The following is a 25,717-nucleotide window of genomic DNA, read 5'->3' as shown; positions in this document are numbered from 1 at the left end:
AAATGTATATTATTTTTTCAAATATTAAAACTTATTTTTTTTATTAAAAAATAATGGCAAATTAGAGTAAGGAGTAAAATTATATTTTTGTAAAAAGCATCTACATTTTAAAATTTAAATAGAATTCACATGCTATAAGTAGTTTAACTTTAAGTGAATTTATTTTAATAATTTATTACCTACAATTCTTAAAATATAGAATTTATTCTATGCAAACAAAGTAGCAAAAGCTTCTTCAATCTTACCAACCAAAACCAACCTAATACCATGATTTTTAGAAGAAATCTTATTGTATTTAGAAGCTACAAGAGTTTTATAGCCTAATTTTTCTGCTTCTGTAATTCTTTGGTCAATTTTAGAAACAGGTCTTATTTCTCCTGCCAAACCAACTTCTGCAGCAAAACATACATTTGGGTTAATTGCAACATCTTGGTTAGATGATAAAATGGCGGCTACAACGGCTAAGTCAATTGCAGGATCATCTACATTTATTCCTCCTGTAATATTTAAAAAGACATCTTTTGCACCTAATTTAAAGCCAGCTCTTTTTTCTAGAACCGCTAAAATCATATTTAATCTTTTTAAATTATAACCAGTTGTAGAACGTTGTGGAGTTCCGTAAACAGCTGTAGAAACCAAGGCTTGAATTTCTATCATTAAAGGTCTAATCCCTTCTAAAGTACTTGCAATTGCAGTTCCGCTTAAGTCTGCATCTTTTTTAGAAATTAAAATTTCAGACGGATTAGAGATTTCTCTCAATCCGTTAGAAAGCATTTCATAAATTCCTAACTCTGATGTAGAACCAAATCTGTTTTTCTGACTTCTTAAAATTCTGTAGGTATGATTTCTGTCGCCTTCAAATTGTAAAACAACATCTACCATGTGCTCTAAAATTTTTGGTCCCGCAATGTTTCCGTCTTTGTTTATGTGCCCAATTAATAAAACTGGAGTCGCAGTTTCTTTGGCGTATTTTATGAGTTCTGCAGCAGTTTCTCTAATTTGAGAAATGCTACCAGGAGAAGCTTCTATAGAGCTTGTATGTAATGTTTGTATAGAGTCTATGACCAAAACATCTGGCATTGTTTCTTCTATGTTTTTAAAGATGTTTTGGGTGTTGGTTTCCGTTAAAATTAAACAGTTAGAATTATTTGCTTCTAATCTTTCTGCTCTCATTTTTATTTGAGACTGACTTTCTTCACCAGAAACATACAGTACTTTCTGACTAATATTTAAGGCAACTTGCAATAATAAGGTCGATTTTCCAATTCCAGGTTCACCACCTAAAAGTGTTACAGAGCCTTTTACCAATCCGCCTCCTAAAACCGTGTCTAATTCGTTGTTATTGGTAACAATTCTTTCTTCTGGATTTAGTTGAATGTCTGCAACTTTTAAAGGTTTGTTTACGGTTTGTTTTGCAGTTGTAGATTGTTTCCAAACGCGTTTTTCTTCCTTCTGTATTACTTCTTCTACAATGGTATTCCATTCTTTACAAGCACCACATTGTCCTACCCACTTTGCGTGTTGGGTTCCACAGTTCTGACAGAAAAAAGTAGTTTTGGTTTTAGCCATTTGAAAAAAGTTTACAATTTTTTTGAGGAACAAAGTTACAAAGTTTATAAGCTTATTGGTTTTAAAAAAAATAATAAAAAAAGAAATATCAAAAAGCTAACAAACAGTTGCGTTAGTGATTGAACGACTTGTTTGAGCTCTTTTTCTTTTGCTGTTTTTTTAGCAAAAGAAAAAAGCGAGTAGTGAAAGCGCGACCTTTTTTAGGGGACGCCCAAAAATAATGTAGACTAAAGAATCGTTTAAAGTTACGTTAAAAATTAGTTCTTACAAGGGATATTTCTTATGTTGCCGTCTTTCATTTACAACAAATAAAAAAGTGAATTATGTTTAAAAAACTTATAGGAATAGAGCCTTTAGAGTTAATTGAGTCGGTTAATATAAAATTAGAGTCTTTAACAGAAAACCTACTATTATACACAGACAGACCAACAACAGACGATGAGATTGTAGCGCGTATTGGTGATGCAGATGGTGTTTTATTAAGTTATACTACTACATTAACAAAAGAAATTTTAGAGCGTTGTCCGAACATAAAATATATAGGTATGTGCTGTTCGTTGTATGCGCCAGAAAGTGCTAATGTAGATATTAACTATGCAAATTCTCGTGGTATTACCGTTACTGGTGTGCGTGATTATGGAGATGAGGGAGTTGTAGAATATGTAATTAGTGAGTTGGTAAGATGTTTACATGGTTTTGGAACTACTTCTGATGGTAAACCAAGAAATGCTTGGGGTGGAATTCCAAGAGAGATTACAGGACTAAAAGTAGGGATTGTAGGTTTGGGTAAATCTGGCGGTATGGTTGCGGATGCACTTCATTTTTTAGGTGCAGAAATCACTTATTTTGCTAGAAGCGAAAAACAAGATGCTAAAGCAAAAGGCTATGAGTTTTTACCATTAGAAGAACTAATGAAAACAAATGAAGTTGTGATTGCTTGTTTAAATAAAAACATAGTTTTATTGCATGAAAACGAGTTTATTAAATTTGGAAATCATAAAATATTATTCAATACAGGATTATCACCTGCTTGGGATGCTGAGCCTTTTAATAAGTGGCTAGCAGCAGGTGACAATGCCGTATACTGTGATACTCTTGGCGCTTTAGGTGATAAAGAGCTTTTAAATAATCCTAAAGTTAATTGCTTAGAAGTTTCTACGGGTAGAACACAACAAGCGTTTGTTAGATTAAGTGAAAAGGTATTAGCTAACTTAATAGCTTATTTTAAAAAGCAATAGGCGAAGTAATATTTCGCAATGTATTAACAATACTCCAGCCAGCAATTTTTGCCGTTTGACTATAAATGTTTAAAACGGCATGAATTTCCTGGCTTTTTATTTCTATACGATGATTATCTCCAACAAATTCTGGGGTAGTTTTAATAGAAACTTTTACGTTTTCTGGCCCAGTTGATGCTAATGCAGCTGCTACAGAAACGTTTACTTGTCTTGGGAAAAGTGCGATGGCTTCTACGGCAGTACCTTTAAAAGATGTATGTTCTTGCGTTTCTATAACAGGATTATAAACGGGGCTATTTCTCATGGCTCTTGGCGATTTTGTAGACTCGAAAGTCACTTCGCTTTCCTCCATTAAAGAGACGGTTCTTAGTACGTCGAATCCTCCAACGGCTCCTGATGCAATATGAACTCGTGTACCATGTTCTGAAGCTGTTTTTTTAACCTCTTCGTAAAAATCGGTATCTGCAAGACCTCCTATGGAGATTGTTACTATTGATGTTCCGTTTTTTAAGGTTGGCAAAGCTAATTCTTTTAAAGAGTCTGGAGAAGATGCTTCAATAAGATAGTCTGGTTTTAGCATTAATAATTCTTCTAGAGAATGACATGCAGTACAGGTATATCCTCTATCTATATTGTTAATATGATTTGAAAAAACCTCGGCCTTATTGAATGTTCTAGAGTATGTACCGATAATTTGAAAATCTGGCAACAAGCCTTTATCTAAAGCTTGTACAACGATGCTTGCAAGTCCGCCGCAACCTACAATTGCTAATGTTTTTTTTCCCATAACGGCAAACATATTCCTTTTTTACAGTATAGGCAATTATAAAAAGTTATTCAAAAGTTAAATGAAAAGGGTCTTGTAAATAGCTATTTACAAGACCCTTTTTTCTAAATTTTTTACGTTAGCGATTGAATATTTTAACAAGCTCAAGGCAGGCTCATTGTTTGATTTTTTTTCTTTTGCTGATTTTTTAGCAAAAGAAAAAAGCGAGTAGTGAAAGCGTAACCTTTTTAGGAATGCTTAAAAGTTATTTATTCTTATTGTAAATTGGTAATGCAAAAAATGCTAAACCTCCAAAAATGATAATCATTGCTGTTTGTGCGGTCCACATAATCCAACCAAAAGCGGTTGCAGGTTCTGTAGGTACATCAAACAACGCCAAGGCACCAGCTACAGCAATTGGGTATAATCCAATTCCGCCATTTGTTGCCGCAATGGAGAAACCACCGGCAATAAATCCTATTAATATTCCGCCAAACGGAACGTGTAATCCTTCAATTGCAGGAATTGTTGCCCAAAACATGGCAACGTACATTACCCAAATAAATACGGTATGAAAAATAAATGCCCATTTATTTTTCATTTTAAAAATACTAGTAACACCTTCTAACAAACCAGCAACAAAGGTTTTAATTTTTAGTAAAAACCCAGATTTTGCTTTCTTTATAAATGATGTTAAAATGTAAAAACCAAGAATAAGAACCGTTAAGCCAATAATGATTTTTGTAGGATTAAAGTTTTTAGTTAAGAGGTCGTAGATAAAATCGAATTGAACAAAAAGTGTTATTGCAACGATAGAAAGCATCATGATTAAATCTGCAATACGTTCGGCTACAATAGTTCCAAATCCTTTTTCGAAAGGAATTTTCTCGTAGTTTGCCATTACAGTTGCTCTAGAAATTTCTCCAGCTCTTGGTATGGCTAAGTTTACTAAATAACCTACTAAAACAGCTAAAACACTATTTGTGTATTTGGGGTTAAAACCCAAAGGTTCTAACATGAATTTCCATCTATAAGCTCTAGAAAGGTGACTCAAAATTCCGAAAAATAGACCAAGGACAATCCAACCATATTTTGCGTCTTTAAAATATCCTATTAGAACATCTAAAGAGATTTTAGAGAGAGAGTACCATACTAAAAAACCTCCCAAAACGAGAGGTAGTATAGTTTTTAATATTTTTTTGATATTCAAACCTATGTAAGTGTATTGTCTTTTTCGTTAGGGAAAACTAAAGATGGCTTAAAGCTTTTTGCCTCTTCAAAATCCATGAATCCGTAAACGATTAGAATTAAAACGTCATTAACAGCAACTTTTCTTGCTGCGGCTCCGTTTAAGGTGATTTCTCCACTTCCACGAGGTCCAGGAATAGCGTATGTTTCTAAACGCTCGCCATTATTATTGTTTACAATTTGAACGCGTTCGCCTTCAATAATGTTGGCCGCATCCATTAAATCTTCATCAATGGTAATGCTTCCTATATAATTTAAATCTGCACCTGTAACTTTTACACGGTGGATTTTTGATTTTACAACTTGTACTAACATGGGGCAAAAATACTATTTTTTTTGATTACTACTATTTTAATCGAATGTTGTCTATCAATCGTATTTCTCCTGCATAAACTGCAATAAAAGCACGGTTTTTATTGTTAGATTCTTTGTTTTTTATGGTTTCTAATGATTTTTCATCAGCAATTGTAAAATACTCTAATTCTAATAAAGGGTGTTCTTTAAATTGATTTTCTACCCACTCAGTTACGGTTACAGCATTTTCTATGCCAAATTTATTTTTAACTTTTTTAAGAGTTTTGTATATAAAAGGTGCTGCCTCTCTATGTTCTTTAGATAATCTAGCGTTTCTAGAACTCATTGCCAAACCATCTGCTTCTCTAAAAATGGGGCATCCTTTTATTTTTACAGGAAGTCTGTTTTTTCTAACCATTTTTTTGATAATCTGTAACTGCTGAAAATCCTTTTGACCAAAATAAGCTCTATTAGGTGTTACAATTTCGAAAAGGGTTTTTACGATGGTACCAACACCATCAAAATGCCCTGTTCTAAACTTGCCTTCCATTTGGTGTTCTAGTCCGTCAAAATCAAATTTTTCTGAGGCTATGTTTTCTGCATAGATTTCTTCTACAGAAGGCAAAAATAATACATCACAAGAAACACTTTCTAGTAATTTAGTATCGTTTTCTATGGTTTTTGGGTATTTAATTAAGTCTTCTTGGTTATCAAACTGGGTTGGATTTACAAAAATACTTACTACAACTAGATCGTTTTTTTCGATTGCTTTTTTAATTAAAGATAAATGACCTTCGTGTAATGCGCCCATTGTTGGCACAAAACCTATGGTTTTATTACCCTCTTTTTTAGAGGTTAAATATGTATTTATTTCTTGTTTAGTGTTAAAAATTTTCATCTTCAAAAATTAAGTAGAGTCTGCAAACTTACCAATTTAACACGATATTAGCATAAAAATTTGTATTTTTGCGCTTCTTATAAAAGAGTTTGATTTAATGAAGGACAAGAGAATATTATTTGTTTCATCTGAAGTAGTTCCATACTTACCCGAAACAGAGTTATCATCTACAGCCTTTAATGTTGCAAAAAACGCACATTCTAAAGGAGTACAAACAAGAATTTTCATGCCAAGATATGGCGTAATTAACGAGCGAAGACATCAGCTACACGAAGTAATTCGTTTATCTGGTATGAATCTAGTAGTTAATGATATGGATATGCCATTAATTATAAAAGTTGCTTCTATTCCTAAAGAAAGAATGCAAGTATATTTTATAGATAATGAAGAATATTTTAAACGAAAAGCCGTTTTTACAGATGAAGATGATGATTTGTTTGAGGATAATGATGAGCGCGCTATTTTCTTTGCAAAAGGAGTTATAGAAACTGTGAAAAAATTAAACTGGGCACCAGATATTATCCATGTTCATGGATGGATGGCTTCTCTTTTACCTCTTTATTTAAAAGAGTTTTATAAAGAAGAACCTTTGTTTACCGAAAGTAAAATTATAACGTCTTTATATAACAACCCTTTTGAGGGAACGTTAGATGAATCTTTAGCTGATAAAGTGAAATTTGATAATATTTGTGACGAGAAAATTGCTACAATTAAAACACCAAACTTTACAAACATATTAAAAAGTGCGATAGAAAATTCTGACGCAATTATACATGGTAGTGAAGATATTTCAGAAGAATTGACTTCTTTTATAGAAGGTAAAGATATTCCAGTTTTAGAATATCAATCTGAAGATTTAAAGGAAAGTTATTTAAATTTTTATGCTGATTTAATTTCAGCTAATTAATTATTTTATAAAGTGAGGAGATTTTTTGAGAAGAGCACATTTATTGTAGCTTTAGTATTCGTATTTACAGCTGTTATTTCTTGTGAAAAAGATTTTACAGATATTAAGTCTAGTATTATTAGTAATACAAAGTTTGATACAGATACCTTAACTGTTAAAGGAATTGTTATAGAAAATAGCCCTATTACAAGTGTTACTTCTGATAATATTTCTGCAGAGCCAGGTTTATATCTACTAGGTGTTCATACTGGTGCAAATGGTGATTACGAAAAAATAGAAGCTTCTATAGTTTCTCAACTAGCTTTAAGTACAGGTTTACAAGTAATAGATGATGCCAATATTTACGGTTCTGATACTATTGTGGTTACTACAATAGATACTGCATTTGTAAAATTACCATATCAAGTAACTTTTAATAATGATGGTACAGCGTATGAGTTAGATTCAATTATAGGGGATCAAACTAAAGCGTTTAATTTAAATGTTTATGAAACCAGTACTTATTTAAGTATATTAAATCCTACAGAGCCTTCAAAATTGAATAGTTATCAATCTAATGATGTGTTTGATAAAAAAGTAACTGAGTTGAATGCTACTTCAGATTTTAAATTTTTACCGAACTTAACAGACTCAATTGTAGTTAAAAGATGGTTAAGTGATGAAACAGTAGCTAAGCAAGATACTATAAAATATTTTAATTCTACATCTGCTACAATACCAGTACCTTTTGCAGCGATCCCTTTAAAAGAAGATAAAATTAAAGAATTATTCCTAGATAAATATGAATCATCAGATTTTGATTCTCAGGCTGCGTTTAATGACTATTTTAGAGGACTTATTCTAGAAGCTACAGGAGACGAAGGATCTTTAGTTTCTTTTAATTTTAATGCTACGGTTAAGCCATCACTAGAAGTTTATTATACAAACACAGTTGTTGCTGGAGGAGTTATTATAGATACAATTTACAAAAATGATAGTTTTTTACTATCTGGTGTAAGAGCAAGTACTTATAAGATGGATGATAAAGTATATCCTTCAGATAAAATTGTATTACAAGGAGCTGCAGGAAGTGAAGCTAAAATAAACCTTTTTGGAGCAGATACAGATGGTAATGGAGTTGCTGATAAAATAGAAGAATTAAGAGCTAGAAATCTGTTGATAAATGATGCTTCTTTAACCTTTTATATTAATCAATCTATAGATACAACAGCTGTTCCTTATCAGTTATTTTTGTACAAGAGTGATGAAAATGTACCGCCTGTTTACAGTCAAATAAAAGATGTTTATTCTGAGGGAGCCGCTGTTTTTGGAGGTTTGTTACAAAGAGACTCTAATGGAAAGAAAGAGAAGTACACTTTTAGAATTACAGATTATATTTCAGACTTATTAAGTGGTGAAACAAATTATTCTCCAACACTAAGGCTTAAAGTAATTAACGCTACAGACTTACTAACAGTTACAGATACTATATTTAAGAATTATAATTGGAATCCGAAGGCAGTAACTCTTTATAATCATGAAGCTATAAATGAAGATAAAAAGGTAGAGTTAAAGATTTCATATTCAGAGAAAAAGGATTAAAAAAAACTAACTAAAAGAAAATTTTATGTGTGGAATTACTGGCTATATTGGCTTTAGGGATGCTTACCCGATAGTTGTAAATGGACTTAAAAGATTAGAGTACAGAGGGTATGATAGTTCTGGGATAATGATGTATGATGGAAAAGAGATACATCTTTCTAAAACCAAAGGAAAAGTTTCTGATTTAGAAGCTATAACTGATAATGACGAAAAAAGAAAAAAAGGAAATATAGGAATTGGCCATACACGTTGGGCTACTCATGGGGTGCCAAATGATGTAAATTCTCATCCACATGTTTCTCAGTCTGGTGAATTAGTTATTGTACATAACGGTATTATTGAAAATTATGACACTTTAAAAAAAGAACTAATTTCTAGAGGTTATGTTTTTAAGAGTGACACAGATACAGAAGTTTTAGTAAATCTTATAGAAGAAGTAAAAAAGAAAGAAGGTTGTAAATTGGGGCAAGCAGTTCAATTAGCACTAACAAGTGTTGTAGGTGCTTATGCAATTGCTGTTTTTGATAAAACAAAACCAAATGAGTTAGTTATTGCTCGTTTAGGAAGTCCTATTGCAATTGGGGTAGGAAAAAATAATAGTGAATTTTTTGTTGCTTCTGATGCATCTCCTTTTATAGAATATACTAAGGATGCTATTTATTTAGAGGATGAAGAATTAGCAGTTGTTAAAATTGGTAAAGACATTAAAGTTCGTAAGATTAAAGACGACTCTATGGTTGATACTAATATTCAGAAATTAAAACTGAGCTTAGATCAAATTGAAAAAGGTGGTTATGAGCATTTCATGTTAAAAGAAATTCATGAGCAACCTAAAGCTATCATAGATACTTATAGAGGTAGAATGTTACCTAATGAAGGACTTATTAAAATGTCTGGAATAGATGACAATTTAAATAAGTTTTTAAATGCTGATAGAATTATAATTATTGCGTGTGGTACTTCTTGGCATGCTGGTTTAGTTGGTGAGTATTTAATAGAAGATATGGCGCGTATACCTGTTGAGGTTGAATACGCATCAGAGTTTAGATACAGAAACCCTATAATTACACCAAATGATGTGGTTATTGCAATTTCTCAATCTGGAGAAACTGCAGATACCTTAGCAGCTATTAAATTAGCAAAATCTAAAGGAGCTTTTGTATTTGGTATTTGTAATGTAGTAGGTTCTTCTATTGCAAGAGAAACACACGCAGGAGCTTATACGCATGCTGGTCCAGAAATTGGAGTAGCTTCAACAAAAGCATTTACAACTCAAATTACGGTACTTACATTAATTTCTTTAAAGTTAGCAAAGGCAAAAGGAACAATGTCAGACTCTGCTTTTAGAATGTATTTGCAGAAAATGGAATTAATTCCGGCTAAAATAGAGGCTCTTTTAAAGATTGATGAAAAGGTAAAAGAAATAGCTGATGTTTATAAAGATGCAAAAAACTGTTTGTATTTAGGTAGAGGTTTTAACTTTCCGGTAGCATTAGAAGGCGCTTTAAAATTAAAAGAAATTTCTTATATACATGCAGAAGGATATCCTGCAGCAGAAATGAAACATGGTCCAATTGCTTTAATTGATGAGAACATGCCAATTTTTGTTATTGCAACCAATAAAGGTCATTACGAAAAAGTAGTGAGTAATATTCAAGAAATTAAATCGAGGTCTGGTAAAATTATTGCAATTGTAACAGAAGGAGATACACAGGTTAGAGATATAGCAGATCATGTTATAGAAATTCCTGAAACAGAAGAAGCATTAACACCGTTATTAACTACAATTCCTTTTCAATTATTATCTTATCACGTTGCAGTGATGTTAGGTAAGAATGTAGATCAACCAAGAAATTTAGCAAAATCGGTTACGGTAGAGTAATTTCTCTTATATTTTATAAAATTAAACCCAGCTTATAGCTGGGTTTTTTCATTTTATAAGATCAATATATTACACTTAAATTTTGTGATTAGTTAAATATCAACATTGTATATTGATATGTAAAAAAAAAATATACTTACCTTAGTCCTTAAAATATTTAATGTAGTATATAAAATAGAAAAGATTTTCATTTTATTATGTCTATATAATTATCCCTATAACTATGAATTATAGTCAAATAGCCCATTTGTTTATGCAGGGCACTTTAGTTGCTTTGGTAATTCTTTTTTTATTTCACCTTAGAAAGCAGTTGGGTATTGGAGTCATGTTTGCATGCCTGGGATTATTTCAATTTGTACAATTATTTTTATATAATACGGTTTCTGTTTCAATTACAGATAATTTCTTTGTTTCTCCAGGCTCTGTTGTTTATTTTACGGCATCTCTCTTTGTAATACTTATGGTATATATAAAAGAAGATGCTAGTGAAACAAAAAAACTAATTTATGCGCTGTTTATAGTAAATATAGTAATGACAATTCTTGTACAAGCATTAAACTTAAATTTTAACAATACATCAATACAAGGAACTTTTAATGCATCTGTAAACCTTTTCGATATAAGTTTAAGAGAATTATTTATTGGTACAGTGGTATTGTTTTTAGATGCTTTTTTAATTATACTTTTATTCGAATATATATCTAAAAGAGTAGAATGTTTATTCTTACGCATTTGTATTACCATGTTAATTGTTGTAAGTTTTGATACATTATTCTTTGTAACCCTTAATTTTTGGGGAATAGATAATTTAAAGTCAATTATCATATCAGGACTTATATCTAAAGGAATTTTTACAGTCTTTTATAGTGCACTTCTTTATCTTTATTTAAGGTTTTTTGATTTAAACAAGCAGTTAACAGGTGTTTTTAAAATAAAAGACGTCTTTGAACCTCTAACTTACAAGCAGAAATTTGAATCTGCAGAAAAAGTAATTGAAGAAACTACAGAGATGTATCGTATACTAACTGATCACTCAAATGATTTAATCTTTTTACAAGAACCAGATGGTGCTTTTAAATATATTAGCCCCTCTATAAAAAATATATTAGGCTATGAACAATTAGATTTAGTAGGTAAAAAAGTTTTTAGTATTGTTCATAAAGAAGATCTTAAGTTTTTAAACGAAGTAGTATCAAACAAGTTGATTAGTAAAGGTGTTATTTCTGAAGCTGTTCCTGTTAGAGTTCATCATAAAGAAGGTCATTTTGTTTGGTTAGAGTTTTTGTCATCTGCTGTTTATGAAGGAGGTGAAATTAGTTACTTTGTTACCTCTGCTAGAGATATTACGCAGAGAGTGTTATCAAAGAAGAAACTTCAAGATTCTTTAGAAGAATTAGAAAAAAAGGAACACTCTTTAGAGGGAGCGAGTAAAGTTGCTAAAATAGGATATTGGGAATATGATATTAAAACAGATACTTTTACTTGGTCTGATTATATGTATACTATTTATGGAATGGATCCCGTAAATGGAATTCCTTCTAAAAAAGAACTGCTCTCTCTATACGATGACGAATCACAAGAAAAAATACTACAGGCTCTAAAAGATGTTGCTGTAAAAGGAGTTTCTTGTGATGTAGAGTTAAGGTTTGTCAACAAACAAAATGAAGTTGTTTGGGAGCGCACTGTAGCTCAATCTATTTACAATCAACAAAATGAAGTTGTAGGTAGAATAGGTATTATGCAGGATATTACAGCCTTTAAAAAAGCCCAATTTGAAGAAAAACTTTCAAAAGAAAAGATTCAATCTTCTCTAGAGCTTTTAGAGAAAAAGGATTATGCCTTGAATGAAGTTAGTAGAATGGCGAAAATTGGTTATTGGGAGTATAATAACGAGCAGGTTAATATTGTCTGGTCTGATTATCATTATGAAATTTTTGGATTTGATCCTAAAAAAGGAATTCCTCCACGAGAAAAAATTGTAGCACTTTTTGATGAAGAATCTCAAAGAAAGATTGTGCAAGTAAATTTAGAGTTGAATTCAAGTGGAACGCCTTATGATATTGAATTAAAGTTAACTAATAAAAAAAAGGAAGAAATTTGGGTACGCAATATAGTGCAACCTGTATTCGATAAACAAAATAAAGTTATTGGAAGAAGGGGGCTTTTACAGAATATTACAACTTCTAAAAAAGCCCAATTAGCCTTAGAGCTTTCTAATGAAAAGATTCAAATTTCTTTAGAGTTACTAGAAAAAAAGGACTACTCCTTAAATGAGTCTAGTAATTTGGCAAAAATAGGGTATTGGGATTATATTGCAGCAACAGATACATATACATGGTCCGATTATATTTATCATATTTATGGATTAGACCCTAATGAAGGAATTCCACCATATGAAGAAGTAGTAAAGGTTTGTGATAAAGAGTCGATAGATAAATTATTAGCAGCCACTGTAGAACTGAATACACATGGTACACCTTATAATCTTGTTTTAAAATTAATTAATAAAAATAAAGAAGAAGTTTGGGTAAGAAATGTTGCTAAGCCTATATATAATAAACAAAATGAAATTATTGGCAGAAGAGGTGTGTCGCAAAATATCTCTGAATGGAAAAAAGCACAAGCTGAATTAGAATTGTCTAAGGAAAAGATACAATCTTCGTTACATCTTTTAGAAAAGAGAGATCACTCTTTAACTGAGTCAAGCAGGATTGCTAAAATAGGACATTGGGAGTATGATATAGCAACTGATGCTTTTGTTTGGTCTGATTATGTGTATGAAATTTATGGTTTAGACCCAAGTGAAAGTATTCCGTCTCGTAAGGATATGGTTGCTTTCTACGATAAAGATTCTCAGTTAAAATTAGCAAAATCTACTGTAGACCTTAGTTTAAAAGGCACTCTTTATGATATTGAATTGAAATTAATTAATAAAAAAAATAAAGAGTTATGGGTAAGACAAGTGGTTCATCTTATTTATAACGATAAAAATGAAATTATTGGAAGAAGAGGTGTAGTACATAATATTACAGCCGCTAAAAATGCTCAAATAGAATTAGAAATTTCTAAAGATGAGATTCAGAGGTCTTTAGAGTTGTTGGAAAGTAGTGAGTTCTCTAAGAATGAAGCTAGTAAAATGGCTAAAATAGGGTATATAGAGTATGACATTGCAACTGAAACTTTTTCTTGGTCGGAATATACATATCATATTTTTGGAATTGATATAAAACAACCAGTACCCTCACGTAGAGAAATAGCAGAATTTTTTGACAAGGAATCTAATGAAAAAATGAGGGATGCTAGCTTAAAACTCGATACTGAGGGCATTTCTTTTGATATTGAGTTGAAGTTGACAAACCTAAGAAAGGAAGAAGTTTGGATTAGAATTGCAGTTGAACCGGTTTACAATCAACAAAATAAAATTATTAAAAGAAGAGGTGTTTTACAAGATATTACAGCTTCTAAAAATGTTCAACTAGAACTAGAAATTTCTAAAGAAAATGTTCAGAATTCCCTAGAACTGTCAAGAAAAAGTAAGTTTGCTATGGGGGAGGCTAGTAAAGTGGCTAAAATAGGGTATTGGGAGCATGACCTGTTAACAGATATTGTTGTGTGGTCTGAATACGTGTATCATATTTTTGGATTAAATCCAAAAAATGGAATTCCATCAAAGGTAGAGTTTTTAGAAAGTATGACTATAGAATCGCAAGAAAAGTTTGTACAAGCAACTACAGCACTTACTACTAAAGGTGTTTCTTACGATCTAGAGTTGAAATTTAATAATATAAAAGACGAAGTGGTTTGGTTAAGGAATGTAGCGCAACCTGTTTATAATGAAAAGAATGAAATTGTTGGTAAAAGAGGTGTTTTGCAGAATATTACAGGTTCTAAGGAAGCGCAACAGGAATTAGAACTATCTAAAGAAAAGATAGAAAATGCTCTAAAACTTTTAGAGAAAAAGGAATATTCCTTGAGAAAAGCAAGTGAAATAGCTAAAATAGGCTACCAAGAATATGATAATGCAACGGATACTTTTATGTGGTCTGATTATGTTTATGATATTTTAAGGTTTGATATAAAAAAAGGGATTCCATCACGTGAAGATGTTATTGCAATTTTTGATGATGAATCTGTCGAGAAATATACGAAAGCAACTCAAGAACTAATTAAAAATGGGACTCCTTTAGATTGTGAGTTGAGGCTTGTTACCAATGATAAAGAAGAAGTTTGGGTAAGAAATTTTGGTCAGCCTGTTTATAATAAACATAATGAAATAATAGGAAGAAGGGGAGTTTTACAAGATATTACTGCGTCTAAAAAAGCACAGTTTGAGTTAGAGGTTTCTAAGAAAAATATTCAAACCTCTTTAGAATTGTTAGAAAAAAGTGAGTATTCTAAGAACGAGGCTAGTAATTTGGCTAAAATAGGGTATTTGGAATATGATAATGCTACGGGGACTTTTGTTTGGTCTGAGTTTCTATTTCATATTTTTGGATTGGATTCAAAAGACCCAGTGCCTCCATTAAAAGAGATTATTAATTTTTTAGATAAAGAGTCGCAAAAAAAGATGAAACAAGTGACTTTAGATCTTGAGCAGCATGGTATTCCTTATGATATTGAACTTAGGTTAATTAATAAAAAGAAAGAAGAGGTTTGGGGTAGAATGATAGTTCAGCCTTTATTTAATGAGCAAAAAGAGGTTATTGGTAGAAGAGGTGTTTTTCAAGATATTACCGAGAGAAAACAAATAGAACACGAAAATTTAATAATAACCGAAAGGTATAGAAATCTCTTTGATAACGCTACGATTTCCGTTTGGAATGGAGATTTATCTGGAGTGATAAAACAATTAGAAGAACTTAAAAAGCTTAAAATTCTTGATTTTAGAGTTTATTTAGAGCTGCATCCAGAGGTTTTTGTTTCGATACTTAAAAAAGTAGTCATAAACAAAGTGAATAAAGCTACTGTAAAACTTTTTAAAGCAAAAAGTGAAAAAGAGTTTTTAGATGGAAAAATGGAAAACACATTTGGTACAGGTGCGCATAAAGTGTTTGCCGAATTTATAATTTCAATATGGAATAAGGAGAAAACATTTACATCCGAAGTAAATTATAAAACTTTTAAAGGGGATGAGTTTGCGGCCCTAATTTCAATTCCAATTCCTCTAAATTTGGAACAGCAAAAAACGGTTCCTGTTAGTATACAGAGTATACAAAATATAAAAGATGCTGAATCTGAAAAAAGAGAATCTTTAAATAGGTTAAAAGAAGCACAAGAGTTAGCACAAGTTGGTAGTTGGTCGTTTGACTTTTCAACAAAAAAATCAGAATGGTCTGATGAAACGTTTCGTATTTGGGGTTTTGATTTAAATAAACCAACACCAGAGCAAGTAGATATCTTAAATAGAATTCATAAAGATGATCTTGATTATTTTGAAAATGCAGCATCTTTAGTTTACACTAAAGGAATACCTTATGATATTGAGTTTAGAATTTGTTTACCAAATAATGTAGAAAAAACTATAAGGTCTATATGTAAGCCTATATTCGGAGAAAATAAGGAGGTAGTTAGTTTAAAAGGAACCAATCAAGATATTACAGCTCAAAAAGAGGCAAGAAGTGAAATCGAGAAAGCAGAAGAGATGTACCGTATATTAACGGATAATTCTAATGATTTAATCTGTTTGCATGAAGTTGATAGTAGCTTTAAATATATTAGTCCTTCTATACATAACTTATTAGGTTATGAGCAATCAGAGCTTTTAGGGAGAAAAGTGTTTGGCATTGTTCATAAAGAAGATATTGAGCCTTTATTAAAAGTAATGTCTGAAAGAACATCTAGTAATATGTATACTGATGCATTTAGTTGTAGAGTGTTGCATAAAGAAGGTCATTACGTTTGGTTAGAGTTTTTATCCTCTCCAGTTTATAAAGATAATATGATTAATTCCTATATTTCATCAGCAAGAGATATTACGCAATGGGTACTGGCGAAGCAAGAGATAGAAGTATACCAATCATCACTTCAGAAATTAACAACAGAAATGACGTTAATAGAAGAAAAACAGAAAAAAGAAATTGCAACAAACATACATGATCATCTAAGTCAGTCTTTAGTAATCTCAAAAATGAAAATTAATGAGTTGAAAAAAAGACCTCAATTAAAATTGATTGACGAGGATTTAAAATTTATTGAAACTCATATTTCTGAAGCTTTAGAAAATAGTCGAAAAATTACGTATGAACTTTCTCCTCCGGTATTATATCAATTAGGTATTATTGAAGCGCTAAGTTGGTTGTTTGATAATGTAGAGACTACGCATAAGATTGCTTGTGTAGTTAATACTAATGTAGATAATATTAATCTAGATGAAGTAAAATCTATTTTACTGTATAGAAGCATACAAGAAGTGTTAACCAATGCTATAAAATATGCAGATGCATCTTTGATAACTTTAGACCTTGATAAGAATGAGTTAGGGTTAGATATTTTTATTACAGATAATGGTGTTGGTTTTAATACAGCAATATTGAGTAGTCTTCACAATCATTCAGGTTCAGGTTTTGGTTTGTTTACGGTTCAGGAACGAATTAAAAATATTCAAGGGAAATTTACAATAAAATCAAAAATAAATATGGGTACAACTGTTAAAATTTTTATACCTTTATCTAAATGAGTTATTTAAAAGATATTAAAATTGTATTAGTAGATGATCATAAGCTATTAAGAGATGGTTTAAGAAACATTATAGAGCAGAGGTCTAATATGCACATAATTGGTGAAGCTTCCGATGGTAGAGAGGCTATAAAAATATGTCCAAAACTTTTGCCAAACGTTGTTGTTATGGATGTTGCTATGCCTGGTTTAAATGGTATAGAGGCAACAAGGCAGATTCATAAAAACAATCCAGAAATAAAGATAATTGGTCTTTCTATGCATTCTAGCAAGCAGTTTATACAGAGTATGTTTAAAGCTGGTGCCTTTGCTTACTTGTTAAAAGATGGAGATTCAGATGAATTGATTACAGCAATATGCACTGTAATGCAAAATAAAAAATATCTTTCAAATGATATTAATCAAGAGTTTCTTTTGGTATTAAAAGAGCCTAAAGGAATAGAAAAGACACAATTAAGCTCTAGGGAGAAAGAAGTATTACAGTTAATTGCAGAAGGGCGTTCTTCTAAAGAAATAGGAGAAATCTTATTTTTAAGTCCTAAAACGGTTGATGTACATCGAAATAACATTATGAAAAAATTAGATTTATTCACTATTCCTGAATTAACAAAATATGCCATTCAAGAAGGATTAACTTCATTGGGAATTTAATAGATCTATACTTTTTCATATAGCTGTTAAATTAAAATGATAAGCACTTTGCTTATGAAAATATCTGTAAAAACTATTTACCTTGCCTTTTAATTAAGATACCCAACCTTATATTGAAAGCAGCATTTCATAATTTACTGATAGTGGAAGACAACCCTTTTATAGGTAGAAATATTTTTGATGCCGCTAAGCAAATTGATAGTATAAGAGATATTTGCTTGACAAAATCTTTACATGAAGCAATTTCTATTTTTAACAAAACTAATTTTGATGTAATAATACTCGATTTGAAGTTGCCTGATGGTAATGGGATAGAGTTGTTAAGAATGCTTCAGAAAGATAAAAAGGATACTAAAGTCTTTGTTTTTTCTATAAGTACAGAGCTAAGAAAAACGTGTTTTAAATACGGAGCGTTTGCCTTTTTTGATAAAGCCAAAGATTTTGATGAATTAGTTGAGGCAATAAAGATAGCATAACTATTAAGCTGCTAATCTTTAAGAAATTTAATTCCAAAAAAAAGATATTATTGATTTTACAAAGTTTTTATAATAACAAAAAGCTAAACTTTAAGGGGGTTGTTTAGCTTTTTTATTAATATAATTGGGGGACTAATATATTAATGAATTATTAAAATAGTGGGGGAAGATATTTTAATAAAATATTTTTTTAGTAAGATTTAATTTGTTTGATTATCAACCATGTACTTGTTTTTATACTACAAATATATATAACATTGTAAGGTTGTTCAATAGGTGAATTTCTTATTTTTTATAATTAGGTATAAAAAAGCAGGTTTTGGTGATATACAAATCATAAGAGATTGCTTATAAATCTTATAGGTTGCTGCTACTGTGTCGATTTTGAGTAAAAAAAGAAAACCCAACTTTAAAGTTGGGTTTTCTTTTTATTTATGTTCTAACTTCAAATGTTATTGGTATGCTGTAGCTAACACCTACAGGGTTACCTCTTTGTTTACCTGGAGTCATTGTAGGTAAAGCATTAATAATTTCTACTACTTCTTTTTCTAATCGAGGGTGTGGTCCTCTCGCTTTAACATTTGCTATTTTCCCTTTTTTATTAATTGTAAAAATTACAAACAATTTCTTTTTACCTGGGTCTAAGCCTAATTCAGATGCTAAATTAATATCAAATCTTTTACCAAAAAATTCTGTAACTTTTTTTGTAAAACAGTCTTTTAGTGCTTTATTGTTTCCTTTACAACCAGGGTAAACTGGCACGTTTTCTATTAATACAAAAGGAATGTCTTCTACCACTTCTTCTACCTCTTCAATTTCAACAATATCATCGGTATTTACAACTACACCTACTGTTTCGTCTGTTTCTGTAGATTCAATTACTGTTTCTTCAATTTCCTTTTCATCTTCTACTACTGTAATTTGCTCTACAATAGGTGGAGGTGTGTTTTTTGGTGGAGGTATTACTTCTTGCATTTCAATGATAGGAATATCTTCTTTCATATCATCAATCATGTTTGCTTGTCCTAAGCTTTTTAGGTCATTCCTTTCATAAGTTTTGTGCTCAATTAAAGTATAAGTAATAAATAAGGCTAATACTAACCCTATTTGTAAGAAAATTTTACTGTAATTTTCTAACTGTTGTTTTGGGTTTTTTTTAATGTCCATTTTGAAATCCTTTAAAAATGTATAATTTTAACTTCGTTATTTAAAAATAGCTTTCTAGATTATCAAATTCTTTTAAATTCGATTTTCTATTGTAAAATTAATAATTTAAAGGGCTTTAAAATATGATTTCCATCATACTTTGTCATGTACTTTGGTGGGTGTATTATTGTTCCAAATTGTAAGAATATCTGTAGCAACACTTGCGCCACTTCCTGCAGCAATTGCAAATTGACTTCTGCAACCAGAGATGGTGCCACAACAGTATAAACCGTCTTTTATAAGGTGATTTTTATTTTTAAGTTGAATTCTATCTTTTACTGGATTAGCTCTTTGATGAGGTTCTATAAAAGAGTCTAGCCCTTCTATTGTAAAAGGTTTAGAGTAATTTAAAGCAAGAATTGCAACCTTAGTAAAATGGATAGTATAATTGGTTGTTATTTGATATCCATTTTCTGCAGTTAAAATAGAGATAACTTTTTCACTTTCTATTTGTTGTACATGAGGGTATAAGGTAGAAAGCTGTTTTTTACCTTCAAGTAATATGTCTTTCCCTAAAGTTTTAGCAGGTATGCCTAATACATTATTAAATAAGGCATCTTGCAGGTGAGAAGCTCTCTGATGGCTGATAATTCCAATAGTTTTACCAGCTGCAAAAGCTTTGTCTTTTGCAGAACCTAATACCAATGCACACTGCAGTGCAGAAGCTCCACCACCAATAATTAAAACATCAAAATTCATTTATACAAATAGAACTTTAATATTTGCTGCAAATAATTTTACAGAAATAGCTAATAAAATTACACCAAATATTTTTCTAATTATTTGAATTCCAATAGGGCCAATCATGCGCTCTATTCTAGAAGAGGTTTTTAAGACAATGTAAATTAAAATAATATTTGCTAATACTGCAATTATAATATTTTCTAAAAAAAACTCAGATCTTAAAGAAAGTAAGGTTGTTAAACTTCCTGGACCAGCAATTAAAGGAAAAGCTAATGGAAATACAGAAGCTGTAATTGCATTTACATCATCTTCATTGTCTTTGTAAAGCGTAATTCCTAAAATCATTTCTAAAGCAATAAAAAAAAGTATAAAAGCACCTGCAACGGCAAATGAATGTACGTCAATACCAATGAGTTTTAGTAAACTTTGTCCTAAAAACAAAAAAACAATCATAATTACACCTGCAATAATAGCTGCTTTTTCTGATTGGATATGGCCTGCTTTCTTTCTTAAATCTATAATAATAGGGATGTTACCAATAACATCTATAACTGCAAACAAAACCATAAAGGCTGTAAAAGCTTCTTTAAAATTAAAATTCATAATTTTTTATATTTTTTTGTAAAATTAGATAACTTAGTTTAGGAAAACGCAAAGTTATAGAAAAAAATAACACTATTTTTGCGATATGTTTCAACTTGGAAAAACTATAGTTTCAGAAGATATTATCGAAAAAGATTTTGTTTGCAATTTATCTGCTTGTAAAGGCGCCTGCTGTGTAGATGGTGACGCCGGAGCTCCTTTAGATGAGGAAGAAACCAAAATTTTAGAAAGAATATATCCTAAAGTAAAACCTTTTTTAAGAAAAGAAGGAATTGCTGTTATTGAAGAACAAGGTACTTGGGTTACCAGTGAGTGGGGAGAATTAGAAACTCCTTTAATTAATGGTGCAGATTGTGCTTATGTTATTTTTGATGAAAAAAAGACAGCACTTTGTGCAATAGAAGAAGCGTATAACCAAGGAGAAATAGATTGGAAAAAACCAGTTTCTTGTCATTTATATCCTATCAGAATAAAAGAATACAGTGAGTTTTCTGCTGTAAATTATGATAAATGGGAAATTTGTGATGATGCCTGTTCTTTAGGAAAAGAATTACAAGTACCTATTTACAAGTTTGTGAAACAAGCCTTGATAAGGAAATTTGGACAGGATTGGTATGATGAATTAGAGGTTATAGCCGCAAAACATTTAGAAAAATAAGTAAATTTTTATATCACGTATAAATAGAAGTAAAAAGCATCAAAGAAATTTGATGCTTTTTTTATGGCACGTTAATTGTTTTAACAAAGTTTTAACATTTAAAAACTTTTGAATTATGAGAAACACCAAAAAATTACCAAGAAAACAATTAGAGAAATTCTCTAATATTTTTACACAGTTAGGGTTGGTATTAGTGCTCTTTATTATCTTTATAACGTTAGAGCACCAAACCGAAGAGAAAATAGTTGCAGATTTTGAAACTACTAAAAGAGAAGTCGTTTATGTAGCACCAGATACAGATGTCATTTTTACAAAAGAGCCTAAGGTTATTCCTAAAATAGAGATTATAAAAGCAGCACCAATTATTTTAGATGAGGTTGTAAAAGGTGATAATAATATCATTGAAAATTTTATTGATAATGTTACAGCAGAAGATCCAGTTTTAATAGATATAGAAAATGTTGTAGAGGTTAATGTTGAAGAGAAATTTGTAGAAGATGTAGATTTTATCAACATACAAAATGCACCCATTTTTAAAGGATGTGATAATTTATCGAAAGAAGAAAATAAGGTTTGTTTTGAGAAAAAAATGAAACAGTTTGTACAGCGTAATTTTGATGTGGAATTGGCAAATGAAATAGGTTTAGGCACTGGTAAACATAAAATATATACTCAGTTTGTTATAGATGATAAAGGAGAAATAGTTGATGTTAAAATAAGGACTGCATATAAAACATTAGAAAAAGAGGCTTTAAGAGTTATTAAGAAGTTACCAAAATTTAAACCAGGTATACAAAATAGTAAAACTGTTAAAGTAAGGTATAACTTGCCCATTGCTTTTAGTTTAGAATAAAATGAAACCCAACCTTTTGGTTGGGTTTTATGTTGAAAATATTTTATTATTTGTTATTTTAGCAAGATGAAAATCAGTCAATATTTAGACGCTACTTACTTAAAAACAGCAAGTCAAGCGAATCTTACGGAAGAAGAAAATAAACAAAACGTTATTCATTTAATTCAAGAAGCTATTTTGTACGATTATAAATTAATTATGATTCGTGCTAAATACATTCCTTTAGCTAAGGAAATGCTTCAAGAGGCAAATAAAAGTATTCTTACTGGAACTGTAATTGGTTTTCATGAAGGAACTTATACTACTCAAGAAAAATTAGAAGAAGCACAAGAAGCTATTAATTTAGGGGCAGATGAGTTAGATTTTGTTGTGAATTACGAAGCCTTTAAAAGAGGTGAATTACAATTGGTTACCAATGAAATTACAAAAGGGATTGCACTTGCTTTGGAACATAACAAAGTAATAAAATGGATAATTGAAGTTGCTGCCTTAACAAACAAAGAAATAATTGTAATTTCGCGCTTAATTAAAAATATTGTTTTTACTGATTTTGGTGAAGAAAATGCAGAGAATGTTTTTGTGAAATCATCAACAGGTTTTTTTAAAACAGAAAACAATTTGCCTAACGGAGCAACGTTAGAAACAATGAAGTTAATTGCAGAAAATGCAAAACCATTAAAAATAAAAGCAGCAGGCGGCGTAAGAGATTATGAAATGGCTGTAAAAATGGTTAATTTAGGAGTAGATAGAATTGGTACATCATCTTCTAAAGAGATTGTAAATAAAGAACAAAACAGTAATTCAGGATACTAATTTTGATAGAATATTTTGCACATGAAACGGCTGTAATAGATAACGATTGCAGTATCGGAAAAGATACCAGAATTTGGCATTTTAGTCATATTATGTCTCATTGTGTTATTGGTGAACAATGTAATATTGGTCAGAATGTAGTGGTTTCTCCAGAAGTAGTTTTGGGTAAAAATGTAAAAGTGCAAAATAACGTATCTATTTACACAGGAGTAATTTGCGAAGACGATGTCTTTTTAGGACCTTCTATGGTTTTTACAAACGTAATCAATCCACGGAGTGCTATCAAAAGAAAAAATGAATACCAACAAACCTTAGTAAAAAAAGGAGCAAGTATTGGGGCAAATGCTACTATTATTTGTGGAAATACTATTGGTGAATACGCCCTTATTGGAGCGGGAGCAGTAGTAACCAAAGAAGTTTTACCTTTTGCACTTATAGTTGGTAATCCATCCAAACAAATTGGTTGGGTTAGTGAATACGGACATCGATTAGAGTTTAATAAAAACGGAATTGCAGTCTGTAAAGAAAGTAAAGAACAATATCAATTAAAAAATAATACCATTATAAAGTTATAGGATGATAAAAAAATACATATTTCTAGTTTTATTATTTCCCTCAATATATTTTGCTCAAGAAGAAAAGTACCCCGTTTTTGATGCTTGTAAAGATGTAGAAGTTCAATCTTTAAAAGATTGTTTCTATGCCCAAACAAGAGAACTGTTTTTTGCAGAGTTTGAAACACCGGCAATTGCAAAAGAAGAAGGTTTTGTTGGTTCTGCCAATACTATTTTTGCTGTTACAGCAGAAGGGGAGTTTAAATTAATTTATGTAGACACGCCTTTCGATGAAATTAGAGACGAAGTAAAGAGAGCTTTTAAGGTGTTTTCGAAAATTAAACCTGCTTGGTATAATGACCATGCAATAGAAATGAAATTCGAGCTTCCTATTAAATTTCCTTTAACGAATGATAGTGATGTTGTTGTAGACAATACTACATTAGAAATTAAAAAAGAAAGCTTAATAGATGTTGTAGCAAAAAAGAGAATTGCAGACTCTACTTTTTTAGAACATAGTAGTAAACTAAACATACCTTTTACACATAGAAGCTATGTAGATTATGAATTTGCGTTGCACAAAGCAAAAGGAACGCACACCGCGTCTAAACCTTATACTTATGATGATATAAAGCCATATTACGATTTAACTAAAGAAAAAAAGAAATTTTTAAAACCAAATAAAGAAACTTGGTTAGGTAAAAAGGTCTGGAATGAGCATTTGGTACAAGTAAAAAAAGACGATTATTGGCTTACGGTAGATTTGCTGTTTGATGTTCAAATGGGAAAAGACAATTCTGATGTAGATTACACCTTTAATAATTCTAGAATTGTAAATGTAAATGGAGAAATTGGAAACAACTTTTCATTTTCTACTACTTATGCAGAAAGTCAAGGTAGGTTTGCAGAATATGTAAATAGCTTTGTAACAAATAATGCAGCCAATGTAAGACCCCAAAATTCCGAAGGTTTAGTTCCTGGAAGGGGGAAGACAAAAGGGTTTAAAGAGGATTCACACGATTACCCTGTTGCAGAAGGCTATTTGGCATATACACCAAATAAATACATGCAGTTTCAGTTTGGAAACGGTAAAAACTTTATAGGAGATGGATATAGATCTTTTATTTTGTCTGATGTTTCTTCTCCAACTACTTATTTAAAAATGAAATTAGATATTTGGAAAATACAATACACCAATATTTGGATGTGGAATACAGAACCATCTTTAAGTTCAGTATCAGATCCTAATGAACATGCAAGAAAGTATGTCGCAGCTCATTATTTAAGTGTGAATGTTACAGATAAATTAAATTTAGGCTTTTTTGAAACTGCAATTTCTGCCGGAGAGAATGGAATGGATGCTGGTTTCTTAAACCCACTTATATTTTATAGGTCTTTAGAATTTAATAGAGGTGAAGATTCTGGAAACGCAATTATTGGTTTAACAGGAAAATATAAGCTAAATAATAATGTCTCTTTATATTCTCAATTAGTAATTGATGAGTTTTCTGTAGGGAACTTTAGTGACATGAGCGATTGGAAACATAAATTCGCATATCAATTAGGTGTAAAATACTTTGATGCTTTTAAAGTAGAAAACTTATTTTTACAGTTAGAGTACAATCGTGCTCGTCCTTATACCTTTGCACATAAATCACCAATATTAAATTACGGTAATTACAGTCAGCCTCTTGGGCATTTGTGGGGTGCTAACTTTTGGGAAGCAATTGCTATTGCTAGATATAAAAAAGATAGATGGAGTGGTAGTGCAAAAATTATTGTAGGTAAAAAGGGATTCGATTTAGAAGATCAGGCAATAAGTTATGGTGGTGATATTTATCAATCTTATAACGATAGATTGTCAGATACGGGTATAGAGCTTGCACAAGGTAATGCTGCAAATGTCTTTATTGCAGACGTACAAGCCAATTATTTAATAAATCCTTCTACGAATACGAATCTATTTGCGGGTTTATCTTACAGAAACTTCTCTTCAGATTCAGATTTAACAAGTTATCCATCTGGTTCTAATGTTTGGTTTTCAGTAGGGGTAAGAGCCGATTTGTTTAATTGGTATTTCGATTTTTAAATTTTAATATTTTTTTAAGAAAAACATAAGAGTATTATACATACATTTGCAGTGTGATTTTTAATTAAGTCA

The 25,717-nt window shown here is 30.8% G+C and carries 20 protein-coding genes; 12 read left to right on the top strand and 8 right to left on the bottom strand.

Annotation, left to right across the window (positions count from 1 at the left end; translation table 11 throughout):
* Positions 1-207 precede the first annotated feature (207 nt).
* Positions 208-1,569, bottom strand: a complete 1,362-nt coding sequence (radA, locus tag H0I27_RS17345; protein WP_218731875.1) for a DNA repair protein RadA — start codon at positions 1,567-1,569, stop codon at positions 208-210.
* Between the two features lie 323 nt (positions 1,570-1,892).
* Here radA and H0I27_RS17340 point away from each other — a divergent pair, with 323 nt between their 5' ends.
* Positions 1,893-2,807 (top strand): NAD(P)-dependent oxidoreductase, encoded by a 915-nt coding sequence (locus H0I27_RS17340; RefSeq protein ID WP_218731874.1) that lies wholly within the window; start codon positions 1,893-1,895, stop codon positions 2,805-2,807.
* Here the strand turns inward: H0I27_RS17340 and H0I27_RS17335 are convergent.
* The 4 genes from H0I27_RS17335 to panC all read right to left on the bottom strand — a co-directional run bounded on the left by H0I27_RS17335 (position 2,794) and on the right by panC (position 6,013).
* Positions 2,794-3,594 (bottom strand): aspartate dehydrogenase domain-containing protein, encoded by an 801-nt coding sequence (locus tag H0I27_RS17335; protein WP_218731873.1) that lies wholly within the window; start codon positions 3,592-3,594, stop codon positions 2,794-2,796. The two genes, H0I27_RS17340 and H0I27_RS17335, sit on opposite strands and share 14 nt — an antisense overlap.
* Before the next feature lie 244 nt (positions 3,595-3,838).
* Positions 3,839-4,741, bottom strand: a complete 903-nt coding sequence (locus tag H0I27_RS17330; protein ID WP_254713110.1) for a lysylphosphatidylglycerol synthase transmembrane domain-containing protein — start codon at positions 4,739-4,741, stop codon at positions 3,839-3,841.
* Positions 4,742-4,785: 44 nt separating this feature from the next.
* Entirely contained in the window at positions 4,786-5,136 is a 351-nt protein-coding gene (gene panD, locus H0I27_RS17325; protein ID WP_165731587.1) for an aspartate 1-decarboxylase, read from the bottom strand.
* A gap of 31 nt (positions 5,137-5,167) precedes the next feature.
* Positions 5,168-6,013, bottom strand: coding sequence for a pantoate--beta-alanine ligase (panC, locus tag H0I27_RS17320; protein WP_218731871.1), 846 nt, complete (start codon positions 6,011-6,013; stop codon positions 5,168-5,170).
* A gap of 97 nt (positions 6,014-6,110) precedes the next feature.
* On the opposite strand from panC, the gene H0I27_RS17315 reads away from it, so the two are divergent.
* From H0I27_RS17315 to H0I27_RS17290, 6 genes are all read left to right on the top strand, one after another.
* On the top strand, positions 6,111-6,920 hold the full coding sequence (locus H0I27_RS17315; protein WP_218731870.1) for a glycogen/starch synthase: 810 nt from the start codon (positions 6,111-6,113) through the stop codon (positions 6,918-6,920).
* Positions 6,921-6,932: 12 nt separating this feature from the next.
* Positions 6,933-8,501 (top strand): DUF4270 family protein, encoded by a 1,569-nt coding sequence (locus tag H0I27_RS17310; protein ID WP_218731869.1) that lies wholly within the window; start codon positions 6,933-6,935, stop codon positions 8,499-8,501.
* A gap of 25 nt (positions 8,502-8,526) precedes the next feature.
* On the top strand, positions 8,527-10,383 hold the full coding sequence (gene glmS / locus H0I27_RS17305; protein ID WP_218731868.1) for a glutamine--fructose-6-phosphate transaminase (isomerizing): 1,857 nt from the start codon (positions 8,527-8,529) through the stop codon (positions 10,381-10,383).
* A 325-nt stretch (positions 10,384-10,708) separates the two neighbouring features.
* Entirely contained in the window at positions 10,709-17,059 is a 6,351-nt protein-coding gene (locus H0I27_RS17300) for a PAS domain-containing protein (protein WP_218731867.1), read from the top strand.
* The gene (locus H0I27_RS17295) at positions 17,056-17,709 is read left to right on the top strand and encodes a response regulator transcription factor (protein ID WP_218731866.1); all 654 of its coding nucleotides are present in this window, start codon (positions 17,056-17,058) and stop codon (positions 17,707-17,709) included. The genes H0I27_RS17300 and H0I27_RS17295 overlap by 4 nt, the downstream gene beginning before the upstream one ends.
* A gap of 113 nt (positions 17,710-17,822) precedes the next feature.
* Entirely contained in the window at positions 17,823-18,185 is a 363-nt protein-coding gene (locus H0I27_RS17290; RefSeq protein WP_218731865.1) for a response regulator, read from the top strand.
* A gap of 432 nt (positions 18,186-18,617) precedes the next feature.
* On the opposite strand, the gene H0I27_RS17285 is transcribed toward H0I27_RS17290, so the two are convergent.
* The 3 genes from H0I27_RS17285 to H0I27_RS17275 all read right to left on the bottom strand — a co-directional run bounded on the left by H0I27_RS17285 (position 18,618) and on the right by H0I27_RS17275 (position 20,678).
* Positions 18,618-19,352: an energy transducer TonB gene (locus H0I27_RS17285; RefSeq protein ID WP_218731864.1), complete on the bottom strand. Its 735-nt coding sequence runs from the start codon at positions 19,350-19,352 to the stop codon at positions 18,618-18,620.
* A gap of 132 nt (positions 19,353-19,484) precedes the next feature.
* The gene (locus tag H0I27_RS17280; RefSeq protein WP_218731863.1) at positions 19,485-20,090 is read right to left on the bottom strand and encodes an NAD(P)/FAD-dependent oxidoreductase; all 606 of its coding nucleotides are present in this window, start codon (positions 20,088-20,090) and stop codon (positions 19,485-19,487) included.
* Positions 20,091-20,678: a MarC family protein gene (locus tag H0I27_RS17275; RefSeq protein WP_218731862.1), complete on the bottom strand. Its 588-nt coding sequence runs from the start codon at positions 20,676-20,678 to the stop codon at positions 20,091-20,093. It lies immediately after the preceding gene.
* 85 nt (positions 20,679-20,763) lie between these two features.
* Between H0I27_RS17275 and H0I27_RS17270 the strand changes: the two genes are divergently transcribed.
* The 5 genes from H0I27_RS17270 (at position 20,764) to H0I27_RS17250 (ending at position 25,645) form a co-directional block, all read left to right on the top strand.
* Positions 20,764-21,336, top strand: a complete 573-nt coding sequence (locus H0I27_RS17270; RefSeq protein ID WP_165731597.1) for a DUF3109 family protein — start codon at positions 20,764-20,766, stop codon at positions 21,334-21,336.
* 115 nt (positions 21,337-21,451) lie between these two features.
* Positions 21,452-22,189 carry an energy transducer TonB gene (locus tag H0I27_RS17265; protein ID WP_218731861.1) on the top strand — a complete coding sequence of 246 codons (738 nt, stop codon included), beginning with the start codon at positions 21,452-21,454 and terminating at the stop codon, positions 22,187-22,189.
* A 66-nt stretch (positions 22,190-22,255) separates the two neighbouring features.
* Complete coding sequence (gene deoC / locus H0I27_RS17260; RefSeq protein ID WP_218731860.1) at positions 22,256-23,002, top strand: deoxyribose-phosphate aldolase; 747 nt, start codon at positions 22,256-22,258, stop codon at positions 23,000-23,002.
* 2 nt (positions 23,003-23,004) lie between these two features.
* Positions 23,005-23,577, top strand: coding sequence for an acyltransferase (locus H0I27_RS17255; protein ID WP_302849948.1), 573 nt, complete (start codon positions 23,005-23,007; stop codon positions 23,575-23,577).
* A gap of 1 nt (position 23,578) precedes the next feature.
* Entirely contained in the window at positions 23,579-25,645 is a 2,067-nt protein-coding gene (locus H0I27_RS17250) for a gliding motility protein RemB (protein ID WP_218731859.1), read from the top strand.
* Positions 25,646-25,717 lie beyond the last annotated feature (72 nt).

Origin of the sequence: Polaribacter sp. HaHaR_3_91 (genome assembly GCF_019278525.1) — a bacterium.
Classification (GTDB): domain Bacteria; phylum Bacteroidota; class Bacteroidia; order Flavobacteriales; family Flavobacteriaceae; genus Polaribacter.
Note: the sequence above shows the minus strand (reverse complement) of the source record. Positions and strands in the feature narration are given on the sequence as shown.